At 72.3% G+C, this 19145-nt stretch carries 18 protein-coding genes; 8 read left to right on the top strand and 10 right to left on the bottom strand.

Translation table 11 applies throughout. From position 1 onward, the window contains the following. Positions 1 to 13 precede the first annotated feature (13 nt). The 4 genes from ADL29_RS19245 to ADL29_RS19230 all read right to left on the bottom strand — a co-directional run bounded on the left by ADL29_RS19245 (position 14) and on the right by ADL29_RS19230 (position 5516). Positions 14 to 964 (bottom strand): small ribosomal subunit Rsm22 family protein, encoded by a 951-nt coding sequence (locus ADL29_RS19245; RefSeq protein ID WP_046928336.1) that lies wholly within the window; start codon positions 962 to 964, stop codon positions 14 to 16. Between the two features lie 70 nt (positions 965 to 1034). Then, positions 1035 to 2084 (bottom strand): serine hydrolase domain-containing protein, encoded by a 1050-nt coding sequence (locus tag ADL29_RS19240; protein ID WP_053924911.1) that lies wholly within the window; start codon positions 2082 to 2084, stop codon positions 1035 to 1037. 77 nt (positions 2085 to 2161) lie between these two features. Beyond that, positions 2162 to 3586 (bottom strand): multidrug effflux MFS transporter, encoded by a 1425-nt coding sequence (locus ADL29_RS19235; RefSeq protein WP_078971126.1) that lies wholly within the window; start codon positions 3584 to 3586, stop codon positions 2162 to 2164. A 262-nt stretch (positions 3587 to 3848) separates the two neighbouring features. Then, positions 3849 to 5516 (bottom strand): alkaline phosphatase D family protein, encoded by a 1668-nt coding sequence (locus tag ADL29_RS19230; RefSeq protein ID WP_078971125.1) that lies wholly within the window; start codon positions 5514 to 5516, stop codon positions 3849 to 3851. A 339-nt stretch (positions 5517 to 5855) separates the two neighbouring features. On the opposite strand from ADL29_RS19230, the gene ADL29_RS19225 reads away from it, so the two are divergent. The 4 genes from ADL29_RS19225 (at position 5856) to ADL29_RS19210 (ending at position 9813) form a co-directional block, all read left to right on the top strand. Then, positions 5856 to 6773, top strand: coding sequence for a DUF4429 domain-containing protein (locus ADL29_RS19225; protein ID WP_053924885.1), 918 nt, complete (start codon positions 5856 to 5858; stop codon positions 6771 to 6773). A gap of 57 nt (positions 6774 to 6830) precedes the next feature. Continuing rightward, the gene (locus ADL29_RS19220) at positions 6831 to 7595 is read left to right on the top strand and encodes an SDR family oxidoreductase (protein ID WP_078971124.1); all 765 of its coding nucleotides are present in this window, start codon (positions 6831 to 6833) and stop codon (positions 7593 to 7595) included. Between the two features lie 94 nt (positions 7596 to 7689). Beyond that, a complete protein-coding gene (locus ADL29_RS19215; RefSeq protein ID WP_053924884.1) occupies positions 7690 to 8574 on the top strand; it encodes a PhzF family phenazine biosynthesis protein in 885 nt (294 codons plus the stop codon). 246 nt (positions 8575 to 8820) lie between these two features. Next, a complete protein-coding gene (locus ADL29_RS19210; protein WP_053924908.1) occupies positions 8821 to 9813 on the top strand; it encodes a trypsin-like serine peptidase in 993 nt (330 codons plus the stop codon). Between the two features lie 64 nt (positions 9814 to 9877). Here the strand turns inward: ADL29_RS19210 and ADL29_RS19205 are convergent, their stop codons facing one another. From ADL29_RS19205 to ADL29_RS19190, 4 genes are all read right to left on the bottom strand, one after another. Continuing rightward, entirely contained in the window at positions 9878 to 10120 is a 243-nt protein-coding gene (locus ADL29_RS19205; protein ID WP_053924883.1) for a hypothetical protein, read from the bottom strand. Positions 10121 to 10288: 168 nt separating this feature from the next. Further along, a complete protein-coding gene (locus tag ADL29_RS46330) occupies positions 10289 to 10951 on the bottom strand; it encodes a hypothetical protein (RefSeq protein ID WP_342671174.1) in 663 nt (220 codons plus the stop codon). Between the two features lie 218 nt (positions 10952 to 11169). Continuing rightward, positions 11170 to 11886 (bottom strand): DUF4328 domain-containing protein, encoded by a 717-nt coding sequence (locus tag ADL29_RS19195; protein ID WP_053924882.1) that lies wholly within the window; start codon positions 11884 to 11886, stop codon positions 11170 to 11172. A 127-nt stretch (positions 11887 to 12013) separates the two neighbouring features. Then, the gene (locus ADL29_RS19190; protein WP_078971130.1) at positions 12014 to 12829 is read right to left on the bottom strand and encodes a class I SAM-dependent methyltransferase; all 816 of its coding nucleotides are present in this window, start codon (positions 12827 to 12829) and stop codon (positions 12014 to 12016) included. 171 nt (positions 12830 to 13000) lie between these two features. Here ADL29_RS19190 and ADL29_RS19185 point away from each other — a divergent pair, with 171 nt between their 5' ends. The 4 genes from ADL29_RS19185 (at position 13001) to ADL29_RS19170 (ending at position 16778) form a co-directional block, all read left to right on the top strand. Continuing rightward, a complete protein-coding gene (locus ADL29_RS19185; protein ID WP_053924881.1) occupies positions 13001 to 13774 on the top strand; it encodes a class I SAM-dependent methyltransferase in 774 nt (257 codons plus the stop codon). A 209-nt stretch (positions 13775 to 13983) separates the two neighbouring features. Beyond that, the gene (locus ADL29_RS40205; protein WP_063788500.1) at positions 13984 to 14748 is read left to right on the top strand and encodes an ankyrin repeat domain-containing protein; all 765 of its coding nucleotides are present in this window, start codon (positions 13984 to 13986) and stop codon (positions 14746 to 14748) included. 230 nt (positions 14749 to 14978) lie between these two features. Then, complete coding sequence (locus tag ADL29_RS19175) at positions 14979 to 15497, top strand: hypothetical protein (RefSeq protein ID WP_157878540.1); 519 nt, start codon at positions 14979 to 14981, stop codon at positions 15495 to 15497. 171 nt (positions 15498 to 15668) lie between these two features. Then, on the top strand, positions 15669 to 16778 hold the full coding sequence (locus ADL29_RS19170; RefSeq protein WP_053924879.1) for an L-type lectin family protein: 1110 nt from the start codon (positions 15669 to 15671) through the stop codon (positions 16776 to 16778). 120 nt (positions 16779 to 16898) lie between these two features. Here ADL29_RS19170 and ADL29_RS19165 read toward each other — a convergent pair whose 3' ends face one another. Both ADL29_RS19165 and ADL29_RS19160 read right to left on the bottom strand, forming a co-directional pair. Continuing rightward, positions 16899 to 17429 carry an EF-hand domain-containing protein gene (locus ADL29_RS19165; RefSeq protein ID WP_053924878.1) on the bottom strand — a complete coding sequence of 177 codons (531 nt, stop codon included), beginning with the start codon at positions 17427 to 17429 and terminating at the stop codon, positions 16899 to 16901. 209 nt (positions 17430 to 17638) lie between these two features. Next, positions 17639 to 19138: a lipase/acyltransferase domain-containing protein gene (locus tag ADL29_RS19160; protein WP_342671173.1), complete on the bottom strand. Its 1500-nt coding sequence runs from the start codon at positions 19136 to 19138 to the stop codon at positions 17639 to 17641. Positions 19139 to 19145 lie beyond the last annotated feature (7 nt).

The raw sequence follows: 19145 nt of genomic DNA, 5'->3' as shown, positions 1-19145 counted from the left end.
TGGCGGCGGCGCGTCAGGCCCAGTCGTCACCCCAGGACGCGTCCCGGGCGGCACGGTAGTCGGCGCCGTGCCGCTTGGTGACGGTGGTCCGCCGCAGCCCCTCCTCCGCCGTGCAGAGGTCCAACAGCACCTGGCCCTTGCGGAGTTGGGGCTTGCGGACGATCCGGGAGGGAGCGGCGGGTGCGTCGAGGGTGGTCGCCGCGACATAGCTGAACTTCTCGTCCTCGTACGCGAGGGAACCGCCCTTGACCTGGCGGTGCAGCGAGGAGCGGCTGACCCGGGCCGAGAAGTGGCACCAGTCCTCGCCGACGGCGATCGGGCAGGTGTCGCTGTGCGGGCACGGCGCGACGACCCGCAGTCCCGCCGCGATGAGCTGGTCGCGGGCCTCGCGGATGCGGAGGTAGCCGTCGGGGGTGCCCGGTTCGATCAGGACGACGGAGGTGGCGGCGGCCGCCGCCTCGACCACGGCGCGGCGGGCGTCGGGGCGCAGCTCGCCCAGGACGTAGGAGACGGTGACCAGGTCCGTGCCCTCCGGCACGGTCAGGCCCTCCCCGATGACCTGCCGCTGCCACTGCGTGTCCGGCAGGACCCCGGCGGCCAGTTCGCGGCCCAGGTCGAGCGCGGGCTGCGCCCAGTCCAGGACCGTGCTGCGGTGGCCCTGCCAGGTGGCGGCCGCGGCCCAGGTGGCGGCGCCGGTGCCGCCGCCGATGTCGATGTGGGTGGCCGGGGACCAGTCCGGGACGCGGACGGCGAAGGCGGTCAGCGCGGCCCGTACGGCCTCGAAGGTGGCGGGCATGCGGTAGGCGGCGTACGCGGCGACATCGGCGCGGTCGCGCAGGACCGGGGCGTCGGTGGGGGTGGTGCCCCGGTAGTTGGCGATCAGCCGCTCGACGGCCTGCGCGGCCTGCTTGGGCGGCAGACCGTCGAGCAGGCCGGCCAGGGCGGCGCGCAGTTCGTCGTGCATTGGGCCAAGTTTACGGGGCGGCCGGCCGGCCGACTCCGGCCCCACCGTCCCGGTACCGGCCCCCGTCCGGTCAGCGCAGCACGGCACGCGCCAGGCAGGTCGCGGCGGCCGCGCGCGGGGCGCTGCCGCCGTTGCCCCGTCGGGGGTGGACGGTGTTGGCCAGGAGGACCAGGAACGTGTCGGTGGCCCGGTCGAGAACCAGGCTGGTGCCGGTGAAGCCGGTGTGCCCGGCCGCGCCCCGCCCCGCCAACTCGCCCATGAAATACGGCTGGTCCACGGCGAACCCGAGGCCGGGCGGATCGAGCAGCGCGGCCACCGCCCCGGGCCCAAGGATGCGGGCGGAGCCGTACGCGCCGCCGCCCAGCAGCGCCCGGCACAGCACGGCCAGGTCCTGGGCGGTGGCGAAGAGGCCCGCATGACCGGCGACGCCGCCCAGCGCCCAGGCGTTCTCGTCGTGCACCACACCGCGCAGCAGGCCCCGGTCCGCCTTGGCCCACGGCCGCCGCTGGTCCTCCGTCGCCGCCACACCCGGCGGCGCCAGCGGCCCGTAGGAGGTGCTGGCCATACCGAGCGGCCGGGTGATGCCCTCGCGTACCAGCACGTCCAGGCCGCGCCCGGTGAGCGACTCCAGGACCAGCTGGAGCGCGATGAGGTTGAGGTCGGAGTAGTGGTACGCGCCGCCGGGCGGGCCCGCCGGGGCGGCCGACTCCGCCCACAGCAGCGCCAGCTGCGCGGCGCGCCCCCGGCGCTCGTAGAACGGCAGCTCGGCGCGCAGTCCCGAGGTGTGGGTGAGCAGATTGCGGACGGTGCTGCCGGGGGCGAAGTCCGGCAGATGGGTGTGCACCTGGTCGTCGAGGCCCAGCCGGCCCCTCTCCACCTGCTGCAGGGTGACGACGGCGGTGAAGAGCTTGGTGAGCGAGGCGAGGTCGAAGACCGTACCGATGCGCATCGGCTCCCACAGGTCGCGGGGCAGGTCGAGGCCGCGGTCGCGTTCGGGGTCGTACGCGCGGTAGCGGACCGCCCAGCCCGTGGCGGCCTCGGCGGCGACGACCGGGCCACGCCCGGCCAGCACCACCGCGCCCGCGCACCAGGGCCGCCGCCCCTCGGGCAGCGCCCGCACACCGTCCACCAGCCGTTCGGTCCAGGCGGCGTCGAGGCCCGCCTGGGCCGGTGTGCCGTATCTGAGTCCCGGTGCGTTCAGAGCCTGTTCCTCTCGCCCGCCGTGCCGCCGATGCTCTCCCCCCTACGCTGCCACGGGCGGCACAGCACCAGGAAGCACACCAGCGCCAAAACGGTGCACGAAAGCTGCACCAGGGCCATCGGTACGGCGGTCCGCTCGCCCGCGATGCCCACGAGCGGGGACGCGACGGAGCCGAGGAGGAACGTCGAGGTGCCCATCAGGGCCGAGGCGGAGCCTGCGGCGTGCGGGGTGCGCTGCATGGCCAGGGCGTTGGTGCTCGGCGCGACCAGGCCCATCGCGGCCATCATCACGAAGAGCCCGACGGCCACCGGCGCCAGCCCCACCGTGTCGAACGCCCCCGACGACATCAGCAGCAGGCCCGCCGCGGCGACGGTCATCAGCGCCAGACCGGTGCCCAGCACCTTGTCCAGGCCGACCCGGCCGACCAGCACCTTGCCGTTGATCTGGCCGACCAGCACCAGCCCGACGGAGTTGACGCCGAAGAGCAGGCCGAAGACCTGCGGGGAGGCGCCGTAGATCTCCTGGACGACGAACGGCGAGGCGGAGATGTAGGCGAACATCGCGGTGAAGGCGAAGGCGCCGGCCAGGAGGTAACCGGAGAAGACGCGGTCGGCGAGCAGCCCGCCCATGGTGCGCACGGTCTGGCCGAGGCCGCCGGAGTGGCGCCGGGCGGGCGGCAGGGACTCGGGCAGTGCGCGCCACACCAGGAGGGTGAGCAGGACGCCGACGACGGTCAGGACGGCGAAGACGCCGCGCCAGTCGGTGATCCGCAGGATCTGGCCGCCGATCAGCGGCGCCACCACCGGGGCGACGCCGGCGACCAGCATCAGCGTGGAGAAGAAGCGGGCCATCGCCACACCGTCGTACAGGTCGCGTACCACGGCCCGGGCGATGACGATGCCGGCCGCGCCCGCCAGGCCCTGCAACAGGCGGAAGGCGATGAGGAGTTCGGCGCCCGGGGCGAAGGCGCACAGGGCGGTGGCCAGGACGTAGATCACCATGCCGGCCAGCAGCGGGCGGCGGCGTCCCCACTTGTCGCTCATCGGGCCGACGGCCATCTGACCCAGGGCCATGCCGGCCAGGCAGGTGGTGAGGGTCAGCTGGACGGTGGCGGCCGGGCTGTGCAGGGCGCCGGTGACCTGCGGCAGGGCCGGCAGATACATGTCCATGGAGAGCGGCGCGAGGGCGGTGAGGCCGCCGAGGACGAGGGTGACGAGGAGGCCGGTGCGGCGCCCCGCGGCGGGGTCGGCCGGGGCAGGAGCCGTGGGTGGTACCGCTTGGTGCGCGAGGTGACCTCGGTGACGCCGGCGGGCCGCGGACGGGGTGGGTGCCGCGCCCCGCCCGGGTATCGCGGGCGGGTCCTGGGTTCCGGCCGGGGATATGGCCGGGGATCCGGGCGTGCTGGGGCCAGGCTCCGTCATGAGCGTCTCCATGGGTGAGTGATGGCCGCACCATGGTGGCACGCACACGGCGGCGCCCGGCCGGTATTCCGGGCCCTCCATTGGTCCTACGCCTGGTCCTACGTCGGACGTCCGACGTGGGACGTCCGACAGGGAGGTACGCGGGCCCTGCCGCCCGAGGTACGACGCAGGACGTCGGACGGGCAGGTACGCGAGGCCCGCCGCCCGGGGTCCGGCGCAGGACGTCAGACCCCGGCCCCCGGGCGTCCTCCTCCGCCGGCCGTCAGGCAGGCTTCAGCCCCGGATCGCCCGCCTCCGAGACGAACGATGCGGCGGTCCGCACCGGAGCCCCGGGGACGGTGACGGCGGACACCGTCCGGTAGTCGCCACGGGCGCTGTCCTGACCGAGGGTGACGGTCACATAGCCGCGCCGCCCGTTGTAGAACTTCAGATGCGGGTTGGCGGCCATATAGGCGGCCCAGTTGGCGGGCTTGTCCGCGCCGTCCTTGCCGCTGGCGATGGAGGTGGTCACGAACTCCACCCCCGCGGTGCGCGAGCCCGGGTCCCCGAAGTCCTTCTTGATGTCGAAGGCGTAGTGGACATGCACATCCCCGGTGAGGACGACGAGGTTGTCCACCCCCGCCGACTCCGCACCCGCCAGCACCCGCTCCCGGGAGGCCGTATAGCCGTCCCAGGCATCCATGCTGACCTGGTAGGCGTCACCCGCGGCATTGCGCCGCTCGGAGAAGGTGACCTGCTGGGGCACCACGTTCCACCGTGCGGTGGACTGCCGCCACCCGTCGATCAGCCAGCGCTCCTGGGCCGCACCGGTCAGGGTCCGCCCCGGGTCCTGCGACTGGGGGCCCGGCGCATGCCAGCCGTCGCCGTACGCCTGGTCCGAGCGGTACTGCCGGGTGTCGAGGATGTCGAACTGGGCGAGCTGTCCGTAGTGGACGCGGCGGTAGAGCCGGGCGTCGGAGCCCTTGGGCAGCTGGGGGCGGCGCAGCGGCTGGTTCTCCCAGTAGGCGCGGTAGGCGGCGGCCCGGCGGACCAGGAACTCCGCGGGCGGGAGGTTGTCCTCGCTGATGTCGGAGGCGTAGTTGTTCTCCACCTCGTGGTCGTCCCAGGTGACGATGAAGGGGTGCGCGGCGTGGGCGGCCTGGAGGTCCGGGTCCGACTTGTACAGGGCGTAGCGCAGCCGGTAGTCCTCCAGCGTGACGGTCTCGCGGTTGAAGAGCGCGGGCAGCGTGCGGTCGGTGTAGTTGCGGACGCCGCCCGCCGCGCCGACCGGGTACTCGTACAGGTAGTCGCCCAGGTGGAAGACGACGTCGAGGTCCTCGTCCGCCAGGTGCCGGTAGGCCGTGTAGTAGCCGTCGTGGTACGCCTGGCAGGAGACCGCGGCGAGCTTGAGCCGGGAGTTGCGGGCGCCGCGGGCGGGCGCGGTGCGGGTGCGGCCGACGGGGCTGATCCAGCTGCCGGCGCGGAAGCGGTAGTAGTAGACCCGGTCCGGGGCGAGGCCGGTGGGCTCGATGTGGACGGAGTGGTTGAACTCCGGGTGCGCGTAGGCGCTGCCCTTGCCCGCGAGCCGGGTGAACCGCTCGTCGTAGGCGACCTCCCAGCGGACTGTCACTCTGGCGTCCGGCATCCCGTTCCCCGGCTCGTACGGGCGCGGGGCGAGCCGGGTCCACAGCACCACGGAACCCGGCAGGGGGTCGCCGGAGGCCACGCCGAGGGTGAACGGGTTCTCGCTGATCTTCCGGGCGTCGGCCTCGGCGGCATGGGCGGCACCGGCGCCCGGCAGGTTGGTCGCGAAGGCGAGTGCGGCGGCGGCGCCGGTGACGGTGAGAAAGCGGCGGCGGCCGAGGTGGGCGGCGGCGGCCCGGATCTCCTGCTCGTGCGCCGGGGTCTGCCGGTGCGCGGCGTGCCCGTGCGCGGGCGCGTGCTGGGTCATCTGCCCCTCCCCTGACGGTGGTTGTCATCAGTGATTGGAGGGGTGGGGGCTGGCGGCCCGCTGTCGGGGGTCCGACGCATACATGACAGGTGGGTGACGGTTCACCCGTCCGCTGCGCTTTGCCCGGGCCCCACGTTTTCGGCTTCCCCGCCGTGGGGGTCTCTCGCCGTTGCGCCTGCGGCCGGTCCGCTGCGCGGGGCTGTTCGGCAGCGGTACCGGGCCTACACGGCTCCGCCGCTACAGCCCGGCACCTCCCCGAGTGGGGTGGGAAGAATCCGGGGTGCACCTCGGCGGGTCAGGTGGCGGCCGGTTCTCGTACGCCCTTCGTAGGGTTGGGTCATGGCTGAACTGATGGTGCGCGACGGCACCTGGAGCTTCGAGGGCGATGCCCTGCGCATCGTGCCGGGGCGCGAGCGCGGGGTGCACCGGCTGCGGCAGGACCTCGGCGAGGTCACCGTGCCGCTGGCCGCCATGGCCTCCCTCGCCTACGAACCGGCGCGCAAGGGCGGCCGGCTGCGGCTGCGCCTGCGGGACGGCGCGGACCCGCTGCTCCAGGTGACCGGCGGCGGCCTGCCCGAGGGCGCCAACCCGTATCAGCTGACCGTGGATGCCGCGCGGGCCGATGTCGCCGCGTATCTGGTGGACGCCGTACGGCAGGCCCTGATGCTGGAGCAGATCCCCGACGGGCCCACCGACCGCTACCTGCTGCCGGGGCCCTCCGTACCGCTGTCGGCCGCCGGGGTGGACGGCATCGCCAGCTTCGACGGTGAACGGGTGCGCCTCGAGTGGCGCTGGGACACCCGGGAGGCCAAGCGGCAGGCCGGCCCGCGGGACTATGCGCTGGCCGACCTGGAGGCGGTGGAGTGGCGGGACGCCATGGGCCTGGAGTCCGGGTATCTGCGTTTCCGCCCGCGCGGTGCGGCCGCACCCGGCAAACCGGAGCACGACCCCAACTCCCTTGAACTGTGGGGTTTCAAGAAGGAGATCGGCACCACGGCCCTGCTGGCGGCAGCGGTGGCGGTCCGGCTGCCGCACCCCTCCGCGCCGGCCGGGGCCGGGACACCCCCGTCGCTCGCCCCGTCCCCTTCTCCGGCCGCCGCACCGCCCGGCTCTCCCGGCTCTCCCGGCGACGACCACGACGCCCTGCTCCGCCGGCTGCGCGAACTGGGCGAGCTGCGCCGCGACGGCATCCTCACCGACGAGGAGTTCAGCGCCGCCAAGGCGGCGGTGCTGCGGCGCTTCCACACGGACGGCTGAGCCGGACCGGCCGGTCCCCGGCCGCCCCGCCGCCCGCACGCCGTCTACCCTGCCGCCATGGCACAGAACACGAACGACCGGGTGGCCGTGGTCACCGGCGCCGGTTCCGGCATCGGCCGGGCGGTCGCCCAGGAGCTGACCGCAGCCGGCTGGCATGTCGTCCTGGCCGGACGGCGCCCGGAGGCCCTGGAGGCAACGGCCCGGCAGTCCCGCACCGACGGCCCCGCCGTCGTGCCGGTGCCCACCGACGTCACCCGACCCGGCCAGGTGGACGCCCTCTTCGCCACCGTCCGCGACCGCTTCGGACGCCTGGACCTGCTCTTCAACAATGCAGGCACGTTCGGCAGGTCCGGCCCCCTGGAGGAGCTGTCGTACGACGACTGGCGCACGGTCGTCGACGTCAACCTCACCGGCTCCTTCCTCTGCGCCCAGGCCGCGTTCCGCGCCATGAAGGAGCAGGACCCGCAGGGCGGCCGGATCATCAACAACGGCTCCATCTCCGCCCATGTGCCGCGCCCGCACTCGATCGCCTACACCGCCACCAAGCACGCCATGACGGGCCTGACCAAGTCCCTCTCCCTGGACGGCCGTCCGTACCGGATCGCCTGCGGCCAGATCGACATCGGCAACGCCGCCACCGAGATGACCGGCCGGATGCAGACCGGCATCCTCCAGGCCGACGGCCGGACGGCGGTCGAGCCCGTGATGGACGCGGCGGATGTCGCCCGCACGGTCGTCCATATGGCGTCACTGCCGCTGGAGGCCAATGTGCAATTCGCGACGGTGATGGCGACGAACATGCCGTACATCGGGCGGGGTTAGCCGGGAGCCCGGGCGGCCGTCCCCGCCCTCCCCGCCGTACGAAACGCCCCTGGCCGTACGGGAATAGCCGACCGGAGCGCCGCGTTCCCCCGGCATGACTCGCCACGACACCCTGACCTCCGAGGTCCTGCGCTACACCGCCTTCTCGCCCGACCCCCGGGGCGGCAACCCGGCCGGCGTCGTCCTGGACGCCACCGGCCTGGACGACGCCGCCCAGCTCGCCATCGCGGCCGAACTGGGCTATTCGGAGACGGCATTCCTCACCGCCCCGCCCGAGGACCTCGGCGGCGAGCCGGGCCGCGCCTTCACCGTCCGCTTCTTCAGCCCGCTCGCCGAGGTGGCGTTCTGCGGCCATGCGACGGTCGCCACCGCCGTCGCCCTCGCCGAGCGGATCGGCCCCGGCGACCTGCTCTTCGCCACCCAGGCGGGCCCGGTGCCGGTCACCGTACGGGAGGCGGACGGCACCCTCCAGGCCACCCTCACCAGCGTCGCACCGCACGTGTCGGACGTGGCCGAAGCCGACCTCGCCGAGGCCCTGGCCGCCCTGGACTGGCCCGCCGCCGACCTGGACCCGGACCTCCCGCCCCGGATCGCCTTCGCCGGCAACAACCACCTGGTCCTCGCCGCCGCCACCCGCGACCGCCTCGCGGCCCTCGACTACGACTTCGACCGCCTGGCCGCCCTGATGCGCCGCCTCGACCTCACCACCCTCCAGCTGGTCTGGCGCGCGTCGGATGCGGTGTTCCACGTCCGCGACCCCTTCCCGGTGGGCGGCGTGGTCGAGGACCCGGCGACCGGGGCCGCGGCGGCCGCCTTCGGGGCGTACGCGAGGGAGCTGGGCCTGGTGAAGGACGGCGCCACACTGACGCTGCATCAGGGGGAGGACCTGGGGCGGCCGGGCCTGCTGACGGTGGAGCTGCGGGAGGGGGATGCGCGGGTGCAGGTGAGCGGGACGGCGACGGTGATCGGCGAAGGGTGACGGCGAAGCCCCCGTCCGGCCCGGTATCCCGCCCCGCAAGCCGCCCGGCAACCCGCCTGGCGGCCTGCGGGTCCGGCTGTCCCGTTCCGGCCCCCTCCCCTCCCCCGGGTAAAACGGCCTGACCCGCCCCCTTACCCGGCGCGCTCCGCGGTGCCACCCTTCTCCCTGACATGTCTCCATGCGCATGCCATTCCTGGGAAGGAGTCACGCGTGAACCGCGCCCCCAGAACGGTCCACAGCCCCCACATGTCCCGCCCCGCCACAGGTGCCCTGATAGCCATCGGCATCCTCTTCGCCTCGGCCCTCCAGACCGGCGCCGCGGACGCCGCTCCCCAGCCCGCCCCCAGCAGCTCCCCGTCCCGACTCGCATCCTTCTGGACGCCGGAACGGATGCGCTCCGCAACCCCGCTGGACCTGCTGCCGGTCAAGCCGGGCGCGCTGAGCAAGGCCGCCGTACGCAGCGGTGCCGAGCACCTGGTGAAGCCCACCAAGGCCGCCGCCCCCGCCGCGCTGCCCGGACTGCCCGGCCTGACGGGCCTCGGCGGGCTCAAGGGCGTCCTCCCCCAGGCCGGCGGACCCTGGACCGGCGGCGGCGCACATGTCAAGACCACCGGCCGGGTGTTCTTCACCTACCAGGGCCGCCAGGCCTCCTGCTCCGGCGACGCCGTGACCAGCGCCAACAAGAGCACCGTGCTCACCGCCGGGCACTGTGTGAAGCTGAAGGGCGCCTGGCACACCAACTGGGTCTTCGTCCCCGGCTACCACGACGGCCAGGCCCCGTACGGCAAATGGGCCGCCTCCAAGACGCTCTCCACCCCCCAGTGGACGGCGAGCGAGGACATCAACTACGACGTCGGCGCCGCGGTCGTCGCCCCGCTGGACGGCAAGAAGCTCACCGATGTCGTCGGCGGCCAGGGACTCGCGTTCAACTCCGGCTACAACAAGCAGATGTACGCGTTCGGCTTCCCGGCGGCCGCACCGTACGACGGCAGCAAGCTCATCTACTGCAGCGGCACCACCATCAAGGATCCGCTGCTGTCCAAGGACCACGGCCTGTCCTGCAACATGACCGGCGGCTCCAGCGGCGGCCCCTGGTTCACCTCGTTCAACGAGTCCACCGGCACCGGTCTGCAGTCCTCGGTGAACAGCTTCGGCTACCAGTTCCTGCCGAACACCATGTTCGGCCCGTACTTCGGCGACGACGCCAAGAACCTCTACACCACGGCCCAGTCGTCCTGACCCTCACCCCCAGCGCACGGGGCCGTACGACGAACCGGATGCCGTACGGCCCCGCGCACCCCGCTCACACCCATGGCCCCTGCGCCCAGGCGAACATCGCCGACAGCGCGACGGCGATCGCCACCAGCACCCCGAACACCAGCAACGGCCGTGCGCGGTGGACGAATTCACGCCCGAAGGAACGCCCCCGCCCCCGCCGCGGACCCCGGCCGCCGGTACGCCACCCCGCGGCCCGCGCGATCCGCCGTCTCCAATGCACCAGCCGGTAGTAGAACTTGAGCACCGCCGCCCCACCCCGCACGTTCATTCGAATGAATTCCGCACGAGGGTACTGCCCGGCCCCGCGACTCCAACCCCAACCCCAACCACGATCACGACGCAATATCCAATATCGCAATATCGCGACGAGCCGAAGCCCGCCGACCGCCGCTACGGCAGTCAACGGGCTTCGGCTCGGACGGGCAGCCGCCTGCGGTCAGCGAACGGTGACCTTGAAGACGGGCGAGTAGGTCGTGCCCGCCACCATGCGCAGCTCGTTGGTGCCCTTGAGGCCCAGCTTGGCCCACAGGCTGTAGGAACCGGACGTGTTGACGGGGGCCGCAGCGGGCAGCGACTTCCAGACCCCGCGCTGCTTCTGCTGCAGGGTCACCTTGCTGCCGGCCTTGATGCCGGTCGCCTTGCCCGTGATGGTGAACTTCTGCCAGGCACGCACGGACGCGGTCGATGCCTTGGCGGTGAGAGAAGCCTTGGCCGCAGTAGGGCTGTTCTTCTGGGTGCCCAGGCTCTTGCCGGTCTTGGCGTTCCAGATGGCGTAAGGGGTGCCGCCGCCCTGCGTCTTGCTGTAGAGACGCTGCCCATCGGCGCTCAGGTACAGGTATATGCCGTCGTTGATGACCTGGCCGGGCTTGAGGGCCTTGCCGGCGTAGTAGAGCTTGCCGCCCTTGAGGACGACCGACGTCCCAGCACCGATGTCGATGGTGACCGGCTTCGTCGCACCGTGGGCCGCCGCAGCCGACGGGGCCGCGAGGGGAGACTCTTGCGCCATCGCGGCGGCGGCCGGCGCAAGAAGCGCCGCAGCGACGACGACCGAGAGGCTTGCGGCCCGCGTAACTCCGCGACGGCAGTGCATACGGCTCATATCAGCAGTTCCCTTCAACCTTCATGGATTGCCCTCCTCCCCTCGGACGAGGCGATATGAATCTATTGGCCCGATATTGCAGTCCCTGCTCCTCTATGTAACAGATGGCCATAGATGGCATTGCCATCACGTTCGTTGAATTCCGTACATCCGGCGTTCCCGTGGTCAGCGTGCCGGCCGCCGGGGGTGAGGTCCCGGCTCCGAAGGCCCCGCCGCCGTCAGACCGCCGGCCCCCGCAGCGCCTTCTCATGCTGCATGCGCGTGAGACGGCGCACGAAGAGGACGGCGAGGACGGCGGCCGCGATGTTGAAGCCATCGCTCGCCATGAGTCCGGCGATCGCCCCCTTGATCTCTTCCGGCGTCTCGGCCGCCACGTACCGGCGACTGGCCAGGCGCCCGAAGAGCAGGTCCACGATCCACAGCGCCCACCACCAGTTGAGCAGCGCCCTGGACCGGGAGTTGCCGTCGGCGCTGGCATTCCAGATGTCGGCGGCGATCCGCCGGGGAAACCACAGGTTGATCACCGGCACGATCCAGCCCCAGATCGTCCAGGCGCGCTTCTTCGCGTGGCACTCGGGGGCGAACACCTCTGCGTTGACGCGGGTTCGGTGGAACCAGACGAGGAAGACCACGGCAGTCGCCAGAGTGAAGGCGACCTGCACGTACCCGGACACCCTGTACAGCGCGTCCGCCCGGTCGATCTCCCCCGAGGTCACGGAGCCGACGTTGGCGATGATGCGGCCGGCCAGCTCGTACGACCGAGCGCCCTGCCACAGCGCGAACACGTCGGCGACGGCGACGAGACCGAGCAGGAGCATGACAGCCTGCGAGAGCCCGACAGGCGAGCGGAGTACGGCCGACGGGCCGGCCGGAACGGCCCAGCCGGGCGACGACGGCGACGGCGGTGGCGGTGGCGCCACGGGCATATGGGACATGCGAAACCCCCCACGGGTTCTGAATCACGGTGTCTGCGAGCGCAGTCGGCCGTCTCCCCGAAACGGCCCGAGCTCACGCGGAACATACGTGCGACACACGCCCCTTGTCCACTCAAAAGGGACAGCCCTATCCCTCCTGCACGTTCGCCCCCACCGCCACGCAAGCCCCGCCGCGAGCAGCACCATCGGTCTCGAGCCCAGGACGGCGGCCCCACACGGAAAGGGTCACTTGCGGGATGTCGACGAACGCCGGGTCCTTCAGCATCTCGGAGAACTGCGCGAGGTCGGCTTCGGCGATGAGGCCGTCGGCGAGCAGGGACGGGGCGGCCTGCGTGATGAGCGGAAGCCAGCGGTCCTTGTCGAGTCCGCCCATGCAGCCGAGGTTCCCGACGTACGACACCTCACCGAGCCCACTGCGGGCCAGCAGAGCGGGAAGGCCCCGCGCCCATGTCATATCGGATCCGTGCTCGCGGTAATGGCGCTGGTAGGCGGCGAGGATGCGCTGGACCACAGGGAAGGGCGAGGTGTCCGCCGGGAGGTGGTAGGGCTCTTCGACGACCAGCCAGCCACCGGGGGTGAGCCAGCGGGCGGCCCGCTCGATCAGCTCGTCACGCGCGGAGAGGTGGCAGAAGACATAGCGGGCGTGAATGAGGTCGAAAGCGCCGGGTGCGAAATCCTCGCGCGTGATGTCGGCTCGCCGGACCTGCAGGTTCGCGGCCCGGTCCGCATCGAGATGGCGGGTGTCGAGGTCAACGGCGACCACACGCCCGTCCGGGCACCGTTCGGCGAGCCAGTAGGCGATGGATCCCGCACCCGCGCCCAACTCCAGGCAGTTCCAGGAACCTTCGACGGGAAGGGCGTCGATGACCCCGGTCGAAAAGGCGTCCACGCTGCGCTGAATCGACTCCAGACGGTCGCGTTCCTGCGGGGCTTCGTTACTCATGGAGGTCACCTGTTTCGTGGGCGTGGCCGGGGCATGGTGAGGTAATCGCGTCCGTCCGGCGTGGCGCTACCGGATTCCCGCTGTCGGATACGAAGGACCGTGCCGCTACTTCGGGGGTTGCGACCTCATGGGACCATTCCGGCATTTGGCGGGGATCTTTGAGGGGGAGTCATGAAGCCGAACGGACTCGGCGGAGGACGGCAGCGACGCCGGCGGCGGCAAGGGGCATACGGCTTCGACGCCCCGTACGCATTGTTCGGCCTCGCCTGCGGAGCCGTGGGGTCGACGGTGGCGGGGATCGCCGCTCTCTCGGGGCCTGGGCCGCGAGTGGCCTGGGTGCCGTTTCTGTGCGCGCTGGTGACGGCTGTGGCTTTCGTGCTGTACGTGCATGCCACCCGGCGCGGCAAGTTCGCGGTATGGGACGAACTGCTGGACGAGTTGGCGCTGCAGGGGGACGAGCAGCTGCTGGATCTCGGGTGCGGCCGCGGCGCCGTACTACTGGCCGGCGCCCGGCGGCTGCCGGAGGGCCGGGCCGTGGGCGTGGACCTGTGGCGCAGTGTCGACCAGTCGGGCAACGCCCGGAGCACCACCTCGCACAACGCCCAGGCCGAGGGCGTCCATGAACGGGTGCAGCTTCGCACCGGTGACCTGCGAGAACTGCCCTTCGGCGACGGCGAGTTCGATGTCGTGCTCTCCAGCCTGGCCATCCACAACATCAAGGAAGCCGAAGGACGGCGCCGGGCGGTGGCCGAGGCGGTACGCGTACTGCGGCCCGGCGGGCGGCTGGTGATCGCAGACATCGGCCGTTCCGTGTCCCTTTACGGGGACATCCTGGGGGCGTTGCCGGTCAGCGGGCTCGGTGTCCGTTCGTTGGGCTGGCGCATGTGGTGGGGCGGCCCGTGGATGCGGACCCGAGTGGTCACCGCATCGCGGACGGCCGGCTGACCGGTCACGCACTGGCTGGTGCCGAGGGGGCCACCCCGTACTCCCTGAGCCGGATGCCGGTGTGTCCTTCGGTCTGACGAACGGGCCCCGGAGCGGTGGCAGACTCGGACCGAGGAGACAGCGGGGACATGCAGCTTTGGCCCGTCGGCGGCGGCATCGCCCGACCAGCACCCGAGCGGCATGCACAAAGAGCAAAGAGGGGGACCAGGGTGACCGAAGCACTGACTGAGCGGCTCGTCCGCGCCATCTACGAAGAGCGGACGGAGCGGGTGGAAGAGCTGCTGCGCCAAGGTGCCTCCCCGTCCGCGGCGAGTGCCGACGGCGAGACCCCGGTGTACCTGGCCGCGGTGTCGGGAGCGGCGGACATCCTGCGGCTGCTCCTGGACGCAGGCGCCTCACCCGACGCGGAGAGCCGGGGCGAGCCCGGGAGTCAAGGGCTGCCGCTGTGTGCTGCGGCCTGCTGGGGCCACAGCGCGGCGGTGCGTGAACTGCTCTCGTACGGTGCGGATCCCGATCTCAGGGAGGACGACGGCACCGGCTGGACCGCTCTGCTGTGGGCGGCCAACGGCGGTCACCACGAGACCGTCCGGCTTCTGCTGGACGCGGACGCCGATCCCGACGCCGGCAGCCCAGGCCGCACGCCGCTGATGGCCGCGGCCGAGTTCGGAGCGGCAGACATCGTGCGGAGCCTGTTGCGCCACGGCGCCGACGTCCGCCGCACCGACGGCCAGGGCCGCACGGCGCTGGACCTGGCCCGCGCGTGGTCCGGGAAGGACATCGGGACGCAGCTGCACAAGCAGGCGGAAACCGGCCCGGACGATACGTACGAGGTCTCCCGCAGCACCCGGCCCGACGGCACCGAGGTGATCGTGCTCAGCGTGAGCTCGCCAGGTGGAGGCGGGGGCTACTGGGAGAAGGGGACGGGTCACGCTGTCATCGTGGACCTGCTGAGGGAACAGGTGACCACCCGCTGAGGGAGCAGGTGACCCGCTGAGGCCTGCGTGGGTGCTCCGAGGCGACCGCCGAACGCGGCTCGGCCTGCGGATCACCGACCCGTCTGGTGCTGCGCTCCGCCTCGAGGAACGTCACCGCCGGGCGTCACCCCGAGCCGATGGCGCGCAGCTGCGCGCCGTACGTACCTCGTCCGCGTGGCTGTCCCGCGTGGGGGTTGTACGGAGCGCCTCGCCTTCGGCACGGTGATGCGGTGCGCCCTCCGCTTGTGTTCCTCGCCGTGGCGGCCGTCCTGGTCGCGGTCCCCGGATGTGTCTCGGTCCCCGGCCGCCACTCAGCGGTGACGGAGCCGGTCTCCACCGGGCGGACGGTGGTGCCCGGCCGGCTGGAGGGTCCGGTGCGCCGGCCACCGTCCCATGAAGACATGGTGACCGTGCCGAGGGCCCGCGTGGCGAAGAAGCGGACCCGGCCGGACCTGGTGTCCACGCGCGAGCACCGGGTTCACCGGACTTCCCCGACGCCGGCGGCGCCCGGCTGGACGCCGCCGCCGGTACGGAGGGAGACCGCGCGGCGGCATCCGGGCGTGGCCGCCGCGACGCCCGCTGCCGGGCGGACGCTCCGCCCGGCCCGACGCCCGGCGGCCGTCCCCCGGCGGCATGCGGCGGCTCCGCGCCCTCGGGCGACGGCCGACGGGCGGGTGGTGTGCCGTATGGCGTCCGGGAACGTCCGGGCCGGCTTTCTGCAGCTGTGCCGGCAGCTTTTCGGCCGCTGACGGCCGGGAGCGCGGGGCCCCCTGGGCGCTCCTCTGCTGAACCGGGGACGCGGACGCATCACCGCTCCCTCGAAGGGGTGAGACTCCGTCGCGGCGGGTGGGCGGATCGTCGGCATCGGGCAGACGTTCGTCCGGCGCCCCTGCTCGGGCCACGGACGGAAGGATCCGCGCGTGACACTGGAATTCCCCATCAAGGCAGACTTCTCCGGCAGTTCCCTCCCCGCCGGCTGGAAGAAACACGGCGACGCCGCGCTGACCGGCGACGGCTGGCTACGGCTCGTACCGGCCAGGACGTTCCAGGCGGGTACGGTCCTGCTCGACGAGGACTTCTCCAGCGCGTACGGCATCTCGGTCGATTTCGACCTCGCGGCCCACGGCGGTACCGCGCACGCCGGGAGCGTCGGCGACGGTATCTCCTTCTACCTGATCGACGGCTCGACGACGACCCAAGTCGGCGGCCCTGGCGGGGCATTGGGCTACGCCTGCTACCACAAGGGCAGGAACGAGCAGAAGCCCGGCGTGACCAAGGGGTACGCGGGGATCGCCCTGGACCAGTGGGGCGCCTTCTCGGACGGCAACGAGGCGGGGTCCGACGGGCCCGGCCGGCGTCCGCACCACTTCGTCATCCGCGGCTCGGGCAACGCCTACGACGGCTACCGGCATCTCAAGGCCGAGAAGCTGCCCCAGCTCACCCTCACCCCCCAGGCCACCGCCCGGGTGCACCTGACGCTGCTGGACGGCAAGGCGACCGTCGGCGTACGCCTGCACAACGGCCTGTACAAGGTCGTCGAGGACTTCGACCTCGCCGCGGCGACCGGCCAGGCCGCCCTGCCCAAGACGTTCAAGCTGGGGCTCTCCGCCTCCACGGGCTCGGCCACCAACAACTTCGACGTGCGCAGGCTCCGGATCGGACTCCCGCTGTCGGTCGTCCCGACGCTGCGTCAGGAGCCGTACCCGTTGTCGTGGCCGGAGGAGTACAAGGACATGTTCGCCTACCCGTACTCCTTCGAGCTCAAGGCCCGGAAGGCCGATGTCAGGAACTGGCGGATCGCCTTCACGGTGCCGCCCGGTGCCAAGGTCTACAAGGACTCCGGGGCCTGGTGGGACGTCGTGGAGGACGGCTCCAAGGGCGTCATCGAAATCCGTTCGCCGAAGAAGGAGGGCCACGGGCACGTCGTCCCGGCGGGCAAGTCCCTCACGGTGGATGTCACCGCCGCCTACAAGGAGAAGAAGGACGAGTACCGCAAGCCGGCGAACGTCTACGCGGAGCAGATCGACTGACGGCGTCACGCGCCGGCGCCATGCCCCGGCGCCGCCCGGGCATCGGGCGGCGCCGGGACCGCCGAGCGACGAGAGGCCGGCGGGCCGCCTGGTGGTGCGTCACCGGCGGGGCCTGCCCGTTCACTCCCGTCCGCTGGTCTCCAGTGTCTCCGGGCTGTACAGCACCGCACCCGCAGGTGAGTGCTCCCCGGCGATGTGGGTGCGGATCGACATCAGGTAGTCGTGGCGGCTGACGCGTCCGTCACCGTCGGCATCGAGTGCGTCGAAGGCCGCCTCGGCGTTGCCGGGCGGGTTGCCCAGCGCCGTGCGCAGCACGATGAACTCCGGCCGGTCGAGAACGCCGTCCGCGTCGGTGTCGACAAGGTCGAACAGTGCGCCGAGTGCGGGTGAGCAGATGGTGTCGAACGCCTCGACGCCGACCCATGCCAGGTACTCGTCGAGGGTCATCTTTCCGTCGCCGTCCGCGTCCATCGCCGCCCAGGCCCGTTCGCCGGCCGCGCGTGCGTGGACGACCATGGGGTCTTCGTCCCCGCGTCCTGTCGCCACGGTCACCCGGTCGATCCTTGTGAAGTAGTCGTCCCTGGAGATGACCCCGTCTCCGTCCGTGTCCAGCACGGCGAAGACGAGCCGCTTGGCAACGATTCCGTTCACTGAGAAACCCTTTCGTCAGGTTCGCCCGGCGGTGCCGCCGTGCTCACGCCCGCCGGTCCTACCCGGGGCGCCGGATCCCCAAGGCACCCGGGCGGGTGACGCCGGGCTACGCGCGGTTCACAGGGCGCGGAGCCCGCGCGCGGCCCCGCCCCCGGCCCGCATGGGCTGCAGGCCGGGGGCGAGGCACTGCCTGTTCAGCGGCGCAGCGGTCACTCCTCGTCCGAGTCGTCCTCCTCCGGCCCGGCAAGGACGAGCTGGGTGAGCGGCGTGGGGCCGTCGGCTTCGACGGTGACCCGGTACAGGCCGGCGTCGGGGACCTGAATGCGCGCGGTGAGGGCGTCGTCCTCGTCGGCGTACAGGCGTGCGGGCTTGGTGAAGCCGCCGTCGGTGCCGGTGACCGTGCAGGTGATGCCGGCCGGGTCGTCGGTGCCGGTGACCTGGATTTCCCAGGTGGTGCCGGGGGTGACGAAATCGGGGACGGTCAGGCCCAGGCCGGAGGCGGCCTGGTCGGGCCCGAGGTGCTCGTCCTCCTCGAGGAAGGAGGTGACGGCTTCCATGGCCGCGTCGCCGGTGGCGAGCGCGCCGTGCTGGAGAGCCAGGGGGATGACCGTACGGGTGCGGGCCGCGGACTCCTTGTGGACGGTGCCGTCGCCGCCGACCGGGAAGCGCCGGGGGACGCCGTGGGCGTCACGCATCAGCTCGCCGTCGGTGTGCTCGCGGAAGGCGTGCTCGAAGCCGGTCACCACACCGTCCTCGAGCGTCATGGACTGCAGGGTGCGCTGGCTGACGCCGACCACGGCCCGGTGGCCCGGCAGGGCGTGGCCGCGGAGCCGGTCGTGGAAGGCCTGTGACTGAACAGCCAGGTCCTTGTCGCCGCCCAGGTCCGCGACGTCGGCGGGGGCCAGCCGCCGTACCGTGAGGCCTTCGTCCAGGCAGGGGAAGCGGGGCAGCAGGTCGTGGACGCCCGGCATGGTGGAGGCCAGTGTCCTGAGCTTGCCGTGCGGCAGCGGCAGCGGCGCTCCCTGGCCGGTGTTGAGGATGGCGGCGGCCATCACCGCGCCCTGGAAGGGCGTGCCGAGGGTCATCACGCCGCGGGTGTCGGCCGCCAGGTCCCCGTCCGGTCCGAGGGCGAGGGCGGCCTGGGTGAGGAGTCCGCCCATGGAGTGGGCGATGAACACGAGGCGGCCTTCGCGTTCGTCGACACGGTGCTTGCGGGCGGCGGCGTGGGCGGGGTGCCGGCGCCACTGCTCCAGGTGATCGCGGGCCGCGGTGGCCAGTTCCAGGGCGTTGGTGGCGACCGGCAGCCGCCAGTCGTAGGCGAAGGGGAGGATCGCGTCCTGGTGCGCCACGCTGTGCCTGATGGTGGTCAGGAGTTCGTGGTACGGCTCGATGCCGCGCAGGAACGGACTCCACGCCGGGGTGCGCAGCAGTCGCCGGGCCTTGACGCGGCCGGTCTTGCCGGACCTTTCGTCCTCGGTCAGGTGCAGGGGCCGGAGGCCTTTGCGGGTCGTCCAGGCCTTGCCCAGCCAGCCCGGGTTCGCCAGGCCCCATAAGACGGTGCCGGTGGTGGTGTCGTACAGCTCGCTTCCCATGATGCCGGGGACGACGACGACCGCGTCCTGCGTGGTGTTGGGCGACAGGCCCGGCAGGCCGAACGGCTGCTCGCCGGGGCCGCCGCCTGGGGCGTTCGACTGCGGAGGCTGGTTCATGGCTGGA

The organism is Streptomyces chattanoogensis (genome assembly GCF_001294335.1).
Classification (GTDB): Bacteria; Actinomycetota; Actinomycetes; order Streptomycetales; family Streptomycetaceae; genus Streptomyces; species Streptomyces chattanoogensis.
The sequence above is the reverse complement of the archived record's forward strand: the minus strand, read 5'-3'. Positions and strand labels throughout refer to the sequence as shown.

Bases quoted from the DNA above. Each gene is read 5' to 3' on its own strand.
- ADL29_RS19245 (WP_046928336.1), bottom strand. From the start codon at position 964: ATGCACGACGAACTGCGCGCCGCCCTGGCCGGCCTGCTCGACGGTCTG.
- ADL29_RS19235 (WP_078971126.1), bottom strand. From the start codon at position 3,586: ATGACGGAGCCTGGCCCCAGCACGCCCGGATCCCCGGCCATATCCCCG.
- ADL29_RS19230 (WP_078971125.1), bottom strand. From the start codon at position 5,516: ATGACCCAGCACGCGCCCGCGCACGGGCACGCCGCGCACCGGCAGACC.
- ADL29_RS19225 (WP_053924885.1), top strand. From the start codon at position 5,856: ATGGCTGAACTGATGGTGCGCGACGGCACCTGGAGCTTCGAGGGCGAT.
- ADL29_RS19220 (WP_078971124.1), top strand. From the start codon at position 6,831: ATGGCACAGAACACGAACGACCGGGTGGCCGTGGTCACCGGCGCCGGT.
- ADL29_RS19215 (WP_053924884.1), top strand. From the start codon at position 7,690: ATGACTCGCCACGACACCCTGACCTCCGAGGTCCTGCGCTACACCGCC.
- ADL29_RS19210 (WP_053924908.1), top strand. From the start codon at position 8,821: ATGTCCCGCCCCGCCACAGGTGCCCTGATAGCCATCGGCATCCTCTTC.
- ADL29_RS19205 (WP_053924883.1), bottom strand. From the start codon at position 10,120: ATGAACGTGCGGGGTGGGGCGGCGGTGCTCAAGTTCTACTACCGGCTG.
- ADL29_RS46330 (WP_342671174.1), bottom strand. From the start codon at position 10,951: ATGAGCCGTATGCACTGCCGTCGCGGAGTTACGCGGGCCGCAAGCCTC.
- ADL29_RS19195 (WP_053924882.1), bottom strand. From the start codon at position 11,886: ATGTCCCATATGCCCGTGGCGCCACCGCCACCGCCGTCGCCGTCGTCG.
- ADL29_RS19190 (WP_078971130.1), bottom strand. From the start codon at position 12,829: ATGAGTAACGAAGCCCCGCAGGAACGCGACCGTCTGGAGTCGATTCAG.
- ADL29_RS19185 (WP_053924881.1), top strand. From the start codon at position 13,001: ATGAAGCCGAACGGACTCGGCGGAGGACGGCAGCGACGCCGGCGGCGG.
- ADL29_RS19160 (WP_342671173.1), bottom strand. From the start codon at position 19,138: ATGAACCAGCCTCCGCAGTCGAACGCCCCAGGCGGCGGCCCCGGCGAG.